Raw genomic sequence first — 8,583 nt, 5'->3', positions numbered from 1 at the left:
ACCGATGAGAATGGAAATCTGAAACCATTCTACGGCATGGTGGTTTATCAGCGCATGACGGACAACGAACTTGAGGCAACCAAGAAAGCTTATGGTTACGATGCAAACGTAAACTATACGATAGACTCTGAACATAACAATAATAATATTGTCTCGCCGTTATATAAGAAAAACAATAGTAATGAAAAAGATATCAATGGTCATTGTGGCTATTTCAGCCATGATTAGTTTAAGCGGATGCCATGAGGATCCTACTTATGTAGATTCTTACTTCCAGCGTCAAAGTGTAATTGAGGAGCTGAGTAATGAGCTTAAAGGACAATACAGCAGTATATTCATTCCTGTAATCTATAATGCATCGCAAAAACAGATGGATTATAAAAGTTTATGGAAGGGTGAGGTCACAGAAAATGGTCAACCTATCATCCACTACACTTTTGGAGGATACGAAAATCGGACTGTCACCTTACAGCAAGTCCCAATCAGCTGGATAAGTTTTGTCATAAAAGATACTAAATTGGCAGAAGCAGTCAAGCTGTTGCCCGATTATGATATTTCGATACCTTATTCTTTTGCAAGCTCAGACGAAGAAACAGGAGAAGCGAGCAAAATGGGGAAAATCATATATAGCGATAGCAAAGTACCTGTGACACTGAACTATGGCGGAAAGCAGCATCTTGTGCTTTTCAACTTTAAATGTCCTTCGCAATTTGTTTTTGATGCAGACAAGCGTCCTATCTCTCCGGGAAGGATCCAACTGGAACTCAAATCTATTATTGTTGACAATGTAATTGTCCAAGAAATTGATGGCTATTCAGGAGAAGAGTTCTTTCTTAGTATTATGGGCAAAACAGATCCAATCTCGAAATGAATGAGACGAACGTTGTCTGTTACGTTATTTTCATGCAAAAGTTTTGGTAATAGTAGTCTAAGAGTTAAAGGTATTGTCTTTAAAGTACAGAAGAAGGCATATTGATTATAAGTATAAAAACAATAAAAAAATCAATAGATGAAAGCATTGTTAGTCATCATAATGAATTTGTGCCTACACGTAACTTATGCACAAAAACCAGATACAACTAAAACTTTTATTCAAGGCAAAGAACTTGGTGAAGTTGTTGTAAAGTCATCTTATCTTACAAGAGAAGGTGATCATATCCTTGCTATTCCTACAAAAGAGCAACGTAAACATGCTGTAACTGGTTATGATCTGTTGAGCAATCTCATGATTCCGGGAGTGTCTGTCGAGCGTTCGACTGGAAGTGTGACAACTCCCAATGGGGCTGCGACTCTCTATATAGATGGGCGTGAAGTTGATTTTCGAGAGGTACAGTCTTTAAGACCGAAGGACGTTTCTCGAGTGGAATATTTTGATGTGCCGACTGGCAAATATGCAAAAGATGCATATGCTATAAACATAATAATGAAACCACTCAACAATGGTGGCTACACGCAACTTGATGCGTCTCAGAATGTAGGCTATCTCTATGGTGATTACAATCTTATTTCGAAATTTGTTACAGGAACCAAAAGTTTGAACCTTTGGGCTGGATATTCTTTGGAAAATCCAAAATCGTCTATGGATGAGAATGAGACTTTTATTTTCCCTGATTATCAACTGAATAGACTGCAGCATTACAATAATGCTGACAATAGGCAAACGGAAGAATATGTACAGGCATCAATCAGCAACCGAGGAAGAAAATATATTTGGATGCTTAGAGGTGGTATGGCATGGAATGCCTCAAAAAACGGTGTCAATAATGGAATGACGGAGTATTGGAAAACTGCTGCTGCAATCAAGAACGGTAGTATTTTGGACATTAACACTAGAAACAAATCTTATCGTCCAAGTGTTTATTTCTATGGATTACATACATTTTCTAACACAAAATCGTTGGATTATATTTTTGATGGATATTATTCTCGAAATGACTATAACCGTTTCTATAAAGAGGATGATATGTCCTTTCATTCACTCGTCAAAGAAGATTACTATTATGTCAAAGCAAATGCAAACTATTCAATGACGTTCAGTCATAAAAATAGATTAGCCTTCAGCTTGTTTGAGTTTATGAGAATAAGCGATTCTGAATATACAGGAGCTTCAGCATATAATCAAAATTTACATTCCTCAGAAACAATCCTCTTTACTGACTATTCTCAACGTTTAGGGAGGTTCTTCTTTGACATCAACCCAGGACTTTCATTTCTTACATATCGTTTAAAGGGGATGAGGTCAATCAATCATCTTACGCCGAGACTTCAGGCAAGAGCTACATATAAGATTGATAAAGTACAACAACTTCAATTTATGTTCGCTTTGGGAAATACCTATCCGAGGATAAATACAATCAACAATGTCGAGCAGCAGATTGATCCTATTATCATTCTCAAAGGTAACCCGAATATGGATAATTCCATTCTTTTGAATCCACGATTAAGCCACACATTGAATTTTAACAAATTTGCTTTGCAAACAGGTGTGTCCTACTTCTACCAAAATCACTCGATTATCTCGGATTATTATATTCGAGACGGCTATCTTATTAGCACTTTTAGGGATGACTGTATCTATCATCGTCCCAGTGTAGATATATCTATGACCTATAAACCTTCAGGTTCGCTTAACATGAAAGTTTCTGGTCAATGGATTGAACATTTAGTTCGAGGAGGAGCTGAGCATCGTAATTTGTCTGCATTCTCTGGGACTGCTATGATAAACTACTATGTTCGGGATTTTTCTTTTGGTGCATCCATAGCGTCACCGGCAAGAGATTTGATAGACAGCCAGATTAGTAGAAAGACATTTTGGCGGTATCAACTATCGGCAATGTGGAATCATGGGAATTGGGCTATCGAAGCTAATGCAAACAATTTATTCATGATGAAGAATAACATTGTAGATGAATTATCTGCATCATATTATTCTTTCAAACAAATAGATCAAAGTCGTAGTTATAATCAGTATGCAAATCTGAAAATTGTTTATAGTTTTGACTATGGCAAGAAGACATCAAAGTCACCAGATTACAAACATCAAAATAGTGAAAGTGCAATCTTAAAATAAGAAGGCAAAGACATAATCAAGTCATTGGTAACATGTTCATGCGAAATGACCGCTTCCTTTGTATAGACGATGATGTGTATCATAAAGGTGCATCCATAAAGGACTTGGGCAAGAAGTGGTTTGGCTTCTCAAAGATGGAGATACTTACACCAGATGAATTGGTGGAAAGGATCAATAGGGAATAAGAAAAAATCAGAGTTTCTATTGAGTATGGAAGAACTTTTCAGATATTATTTGGAGAATATTATTATTCTTCGTATCGGTACAGGCTTACGCTATCTATGGCTACGCTTTGTAAGGCATCGCAAGATTTCTTACCGAACCCTTTATGAAGGTAGTAAATCGTAAAAAACATCAGAATTATCTAATTTTGATAATGAAATGTCAAATCGGGTATGGGGATGTGGCTTTATTCTTTTTGTGATATTCTTAATTATATTTTTACGCAGATTTTTATAATAGACATACAAAAAAAATGATTATGCAACAGACATTATTTATCGTAATACTTGCCGTTGTTATTGCTTTCGTTTTGGCGTACAGGTGGAAGAAAAAGGCTGAGAACAAAATGGGCAATATGAGCCTTAAATATAAAAGCAAGCAGCAAATATTCTTTCTGACGAAAGCTGATATAGTCAAGATGATGACTGTTGTTGAAAGAAAAATTCCTATAAAATATACCCTAATTGGAGCATTTAAACAGGAGACGATAAAAAGTGAAAACACCATATCAAATTTTTCTAAACTTGGTCATACAGGCTATGCCAATTGGATTTCTTTGGATAATAGATACATGGTGCTCCCCTTAAATAATGAGGTGAAGTATAGAATTGTGAAACAAAGAAATGGCTCTTTTCATTACATCATAGATCTTGCATCTAATCCCACAGGTGTTGAGTTAAGTACTGGAGGAATATACGACAATGCAGAACATGTTTTAATAGCAGGTCGTGCTGCTGTCTTTACTGATAGCTCAATCGAAGCCATGCAAATCTATAAAGAAATATTGAGAGCTATGAATAAATGTTTTACTAAGAAACATAACATCTTTGTATCTCAAGAGGTGTTATCTTTATTGGAAGATGGATGGCGATTAACATGTAATTATAATGCGCCTTGTGAAAATGATTTCAAATAGTATATGTTGCAAATTTCAACTTTGCTATAAATAAACTTCGGAAGGAGAAATATGAATTCACTATGTTTATGTGTAAAAGAATAAAATTTTGGCTTTGCAAACTTCTCTATTCCCATAGAAAAAAGTCTTGCTGCATTTCCTTTTCATCAAAAGGTTTCAAGGTGATAACTCTCTATCGGATTTTTGAGGGATGCCAAGTAGAAGACAAACCAATTATCTTTCTTCCTGCTACAGCATCCGAGGAAGAATTGGCCAATGCGATATTTTTCTGTTTGGATAAAAGTAGTATGGTCATACGAACTTCAATAAATTCCACATCCGCTTATCTGAAGTTTATTAAAGAACGTTCGTTGAAAAGTTACTATCAACAATCCGTGGCTTGCATAGTAAAGTTGAATGTTCAAACAGGCAAAATTCATTTAGAACTTTGGCAACAAGCTGATGATGGTAGAGGAATGACTCCTTGTCATGAACAGAGCCTTATGGCATTTGATGTAAAAGGCAATAGTCAACTTCTCGCCAAGTATGTCATGGAAATCTTAAGTGAAAGATTAGCTTTGAAAAAGGATAAGGTAACTATGGAATAAATAATAAGAATTGTAGAATGAGAATAAACAAATGAAACAGATTAAATTAGCTTTTGTACTTTTAACAATAATGATAGTTCTTGGTAATTGTACCTTTGAAAACCGTACAACTACCACTAAGATGTGTCTCGAAGATTTGGACATGAATGTTCAAGACACACTAAGAAATCTGCCTGTTGATTCTTTTGGCTGTCATCCTGATTTGATAGACTTAACAGGACATTATAAATTGATAATAAAAGAATTTGGTCCGTGGTGTTATGCGCAAAAATTGGAAAATTTAGAAACAGGAAAATATTATTGGTTCGATTATAGTACTCCACGACCTATTATTGTTACAGCCGAAGAAATCATATTCCCTATGGAATATAATATAGTAAATAGAGGGGTAGAATCAACAGACACGTTTAACATCATAGATAATCAATTAGAGCCATAACCGTAATGCACCTGCTTGGAATTTAGCTCTTTTAGTTACCTTGTTTCTTGTTACTATTAATTCAAGTAATTATGAACATAGGTACACATTTTAGCGGACAACCGATGTATGGGCAGCTAATAGATTTGCTCAGCAAGAGATACTCCATTCGGGATGTGGCGAAGCTGAGTGGTAAGAGTGTGAGTACGGTGCAACGAGTTAAGCAATTACTAACAGTGCAATCACCGCAATAATACTATTGATTTTACGTTCTTTTCAAAGAAAGGAGTTGTGCAATAGTGGCTTAAAGGCTAAAAGCACTACCTTTGTACGCAATATAACAACAATACGTTTAAGGTCACAATTTGTGATTTTGAAAATGAATACAAATATGACAGACATAACGGAAAAGACAGAAAACGGCGAACTGGTCACAAATCGTGACCAGTTGGTTGTCGTAGATAATATAGAGTCTCTAATAAAAGTAATTAGAGGACAACAGAGGTATGAGAGGGAATATAGCAACATCGTGGAAAAGCCAAATACCCTCTACCACCCCCAATGGTACTAATTTTTATAAAATAAACGAATTTCAGGTATTTAATGAAAACGGCACTAAAAAATAACAGTTGGATAACGACTATAGCGTTTGCTTTGATTGAATTTCCAATAATAATCTTTCTATCTTATTTTTCAATAGGAAGTAAAGACGATGTTATGGAAATATATCATAGCGATCCTTCTCGTATCATTTTCATTAAAGGATGTATTTCGTTTGTTATAACTTCATTCGTAATGTCTTTAATAATATTGCTTTATGTAATTATAAAAAGAATACTATTGAATGTTAGGGTTACCAGTAAGAAGATTTTTATTTCTTTGGGGCTTAATTTTGTTATTATAAGTGTTGAGATTATTGGAATATTGACATACAAATTGATGACAAGAGGATATATCTGATAGACAACATTTAAACTTTACATAAAGAATCCAAAATGAAGAGGTTTGTAATTATATTTATATCTTTAATAGTTAACGCTTCGGTATTTTTTTACCGAGGTGTTATGATAATATTGCTGTTACTGATATTAGGGTGTTCTGATTCTAATAAGGTAGCCAAAGAAACAAATGTAAGCATTGATGTCATTAATAAGGTAGGATTTAAGAGTGTATTTGCAAAAAATGGCATATTTGTTAAACTTGTACCTGCAGAAGATAACTCCTATTCACTTCAGGTAAGTATTACAAATTATATTGATACTCTTGATTACTATTTAAATAGCAAGACAAAGCAACAGTCTGTACCAAAAATTTTATTTGGCACTGATTATGTATTTTTCCTTACGGGTTCTTCAAGCTACAGGTATATAACATTGTCATATTTAGATAAGCGATTTAATAAAATTATAACTCATAAATATACAACAAGCAGAGATGTGTCATCGGATATCGATGGAGCTATTTTTTTCAAAGAAGGATACTACTATTGGTATGATTTAAAAAAACACGTGCTTCATTGTATGCGTTCTAATTTAAATATGAGCTCATTTAATGAAGCTATTTTGTTTAGTGGTGATAGTATTTTAATAAAAGAAGGATGTGAAATAAAAAAATACAGAGAGAGAGATTTTTCCGAAAAAAGCAGTTTATTGACTCCCACTATTATTAGATAGTTGAGATTAGCTGTGTTCAAATTTTTACTTCCTACTAATAGAAATCCGTGGATAAGAAATTAACCTATCCACGGATTTTTATTTGTAACGTTGTTTTTTACTTTCTCTTTTTCAACACATAGAACCTGGCGGTTTCACCTTCTGGTTCATTGCCAACCGAGTCTATCAGAATAATACAGTTGCCATCCCTCACCTTATAAAAGATGTTGTCACCGCTTGAAGGACGAACAAGCATCAGGACATTGTTATCAAGTACTTGGAAGGTACCTCTTAACTTTTCCCGCTCGTTCTGCTTTTCTTTGTATGCCTGTATCAACAAGTAGGTACCATCAGCATTTAATGTGAGTGTTGTTTCAACATTAGGTGGTAACACTCCGTTATATGTTCCAGCTATGGAATCCAAGCTGGCTCTATTTCCCAAAACTGCCGTATATTCTTCAAGCTTATCAGCACACCTGCCTCCAGCGTAATGAGGCAGGCGAACGAGTGTTGTCCCGAATGGTAGGAATAGGTAAATCCGTTCTCTTTTCCACAAGCACATCGAAAGCCTTTCGGATGGAAAGCAACAACTGCTCGATGTCCTTGTTGGTCTCCACGGCTTCCTTGCTCTTGTCCTCCTTTGGCTACTTTAGAGCTTTATGTTAATAAAACTACAATCATCGCAATAATACTATTGGTTTTACGTTCTTTTCAAAGAAAGGGGTTGTGCAATAGTGGCTTAAAGGCTAAAAGCACTACCTTTGTACGCAATATAACAACAATACGTTTAAGGTCACAATTTGTGACCTTAAAAAATAGAAATATGGCAAACAACATAGATAAAAAAGAACCAGTCGCAATTTACGACCAGTCCAAAATAGATGTTACAAAATGCGATAACCATGAACTCGCAGGTAATATCGAACCTCTAATAAAAGTAATTAGAGGGCAACAAGTTATGCTTGATAAAGATTTAGCAATGCTATATGGGGTAGAAGCTAAAGTTCTGAATCAGGCTGTTAAACGCAATATTGAACGCTTCCCTAATGACTTTCGGTTTCAATTGACAAAGGAAGAATGTTTAAGGTCACAAATTGTGACCTTAAACGAAAAACAAGGTCAACACCTCAAATATATGCCGTATGCTTTTACTGAGCAAGGCGTGGCAATGCTTAGTAGTGTTCTCCGTTCAAAAACAGCCATTGTGGTCAATATACAGATCATGCGAGCCTTTGTTTCTATGCGCCACTTCATGGTGAATAATGCTTCTATGTTCAGCCGCTTAGAAACAATAGAATATCACCAGTTGGAAATTTTACAGCACCAACAAGATACAGATAAACACTTGCAAGAATCCGACAAGCGCATAGACGAGGTGTTCCGTAGATTGGACGAGGGTAATGCAAAGCCGAAGCAGGGTGTGTTCTACAATGGGCAAGTTTATGATGCCTATACTTTCGTGTCCGACTTGATTAAGAGTGCGAAGAAGCGTATTGTCCTTATCGACAACTATGTTGACGAGACTGTACTGACATTGCTCGACAAAAGAGATAATAACGTGTCTGCAATCATCTACACTCAGCAGATAAGCCGTCAGTTCCAACTTGACATAGATCGTCATAATGCTCAATATGCACCGATTGACGTTGAAACATTCCGTTTATCACATGACCGCTTCCTTTGTATAGACGATGATGTATATCACATAGGTGCATCCA

Annotated in this window: 11 protein-coding genes and 1 pseudogene; 11 read left to right on the top strand and 1 reads right to left on the bottom strand. The window is 35.5% G+C overall.

The window, feature by feature from the left end; genetic code table 11:
* From I6E38_RS13710 to I6E38_RS13665, 10 genes and pseudogenes are all read left to right on the top strand, one after another.
* Nucleotides 1-228 (top strand): hypothetical protein (locus I6E38_RS13710; RefSeq protein WP_235394524.1); only part of this gene is annotated, 228 nt, incomplete at its 5' end.
* The gene (locus tag I6E38_RS13705) at nt 182-871 is read left to right on the top strand and encodes a DUF4840 domain-containing protein (protein WP_235394523.1); all 690 of its coding nucleotides are present in this window, start codon (nt 182-184) and stop codon (nt 869-871) included. The genes I6E38_RS13710 and I6E38_RS13705, both read left to right, overlap by 47 nt.
* A 138-nt stretch (nt 872-1,009) precedes the next feature.
* Nucleotides 1,010-3,070, top strand: coding sequence for an outer membrane beta-barrel family protein (locus tag I6E38_RS13700; RefSeq protein ID WP_235394522.1), 2,061 nt, complete (start codon nt 1,010-1,012; stop codon nt 3,068-3,070).
* Between the two features lie 32 nt (nt 3,071-3,102).
* Complete coding sequence (locus I6E38_RS13695; RefSeq protein WP_369681311.1) at nt 3,103-3,255, top strand: hypothetical protein; 153 nt, start codon at nt 3,103-3,105, stop codon at nt 3,253-3,255.
* A 296-nt stretch (nt 3,256-3,551) separates the two neighbouring features.
* Nucleotides 3,552-4,208: a hypothetical protein gene (locus I6E38_RS13690; protein WP_235394521.1), complete on the top strand. Its 657-nt coding sequence runs from the start codon at nt 3,552-3,554 to the stop codon at nt 4,206-4,208.
* A gap of 161 nt (nt 4,209-4,369) precedes the next feature.
* Nucleotides 4,370-4,795: a hypothetical protein gene (locus I6E38_RS13685; RefSeq protein WP_235394520.1), complete on the top strand. Its 426-nt coding sequence runs from the start codon at nt 4,370-4,372 to the stop codon at nt 4,793-4,795.
* A gap of 31 nt (nt 4,796-4,826) precedes the next feature.
* Nucleotides 4,827-5,234, top strand: a complete 408-nt coding sequence (locus tag I6E38_RS13680) for a hypothetical protein (protein ID WP_235394519.1) — start codon at nt 4,827-4,829, stop codon at nt 5,232-5,234.
* A gap of 107 nt (nt 5,235-5,341) precedes the next feature.
* Nucleotides 5,342-5,467, top strand: a pseudogene (locus I6E38_RS13675) (recombinase family protein); the annotation flags it as partial.
* Between the two features lie 137 nt (nt 5,468-5,604).
* Nucleotides 5,605-5,784 (top strand): hypothetical protein, encoded by a 180-nt coding sequence (locus I6E38_RS13670; RefSeq protein WP_235394518.1) that lies wholly within the window; start codon nt 5,605-5,607, stop codon nt 5,782-5,784.
* A 424-nt stretch (nt 5,785-6,208) separates the two neighbouring features.
* A complete protein-coding gene (locus I6E38_RS13665; protein ID WP_235394517.1) occupies nt 6,209-6,886 on the top strand; it encodes a hypothetical protein in 678 nt (225 codons plus the stop codon).
* A gap of 97 nt (nt 6,887-6,983) precedes the next feature.
* Here I6E38_RS13665 and I6E38_RS13660 read toward each other — a convergent pair whose 3' ends face one another.
* Nucleotides 6,984-7,421, bottom strand: a complete 438-nt coding sequence (locus tag I6E38_RS13660) for a copper resistance protein NlpE (protein ID WP_235394516.1) — start codon at nt 7,419-7,421, stop codon at nt 6,984-6,986.
* A 267-nt stretch (nt 7,422-7,688) separates the two neighbouring features.
* On the opposite strand from I6E38_RS13660, the gene I6E38_RS13655 reads away from it, so the two are divergent.
* A partial coding sequence (locus I6E38_RS13655) for an ORF6N domain-containing protein (protein WP_235394515.1) occupies nt 7,689-8,583 on the top strand: 895 nt, incomplete at its 3' end.

This window comes from Leyella stercorea (assembly GCF_021531355.1).
In the GTDB taxonomy this organism is placed as follows: domain Bacteria; phylum Bacteroidota; class Bacteroidia; order Bacteroidales; family Bacteroidaceae; genus Prevotella.
Note: the sequence above shows the minus strand (reverse complement) of the source record. Positions and strands in the feature narration are given on the sequence as shown.

Bases quoted from the DNA above. Each gene is read 5' to 3' on its own strand.
- I6E38_RS13705 (WP_235394523.1), top strand. From the start codon at position 182: ATGAAAAAGATATCAATGGTCATTGTGGCTATTTCAGCCATGATTAGT.
- I6E38_RS13690 (WP_235394521.1), top strand. From the start codon at position 3,552: ATGCAACAGACATTATTTATCGTAATACTTGCCGTTGTTATTGCTTTC.
- I6E38_RS13665 (WP_235394517.1), top strand. From the start codon at position 6,209: ATGAAGAGGTTTGTAATTATATTTATATCTTTAATAGTTAACGCTTCG.
- I6E38_RS13680 (WP_235394519.1), top strand. From the start codon at position 4,827: ATGAAACAGATTAAATTAGCTTTTGTACTTTTAACAATAATGATAGTT.
- I6E38_RS13695 (WP_369681311.1), top strand. From the start codon at position 3,103: ATGTTCATGCGAAATGACCGCTTCCTTTGTATAGACGATGATGTGTAT.
- I6E38_RS13700 (WP_235394522.1), top strand. From the start codon at position 1,010: ATGAAAGCATTGTTAGTCATCATAATGAATTTGTGCCTACACGTAACT.
- I6E38_RS13670 (WP_235394518.1), top strand. From the start codon at position 5,605: ATGACAGACATAACGGAAAAGACAGAAAACGGCGAACTGGTCACAAAT.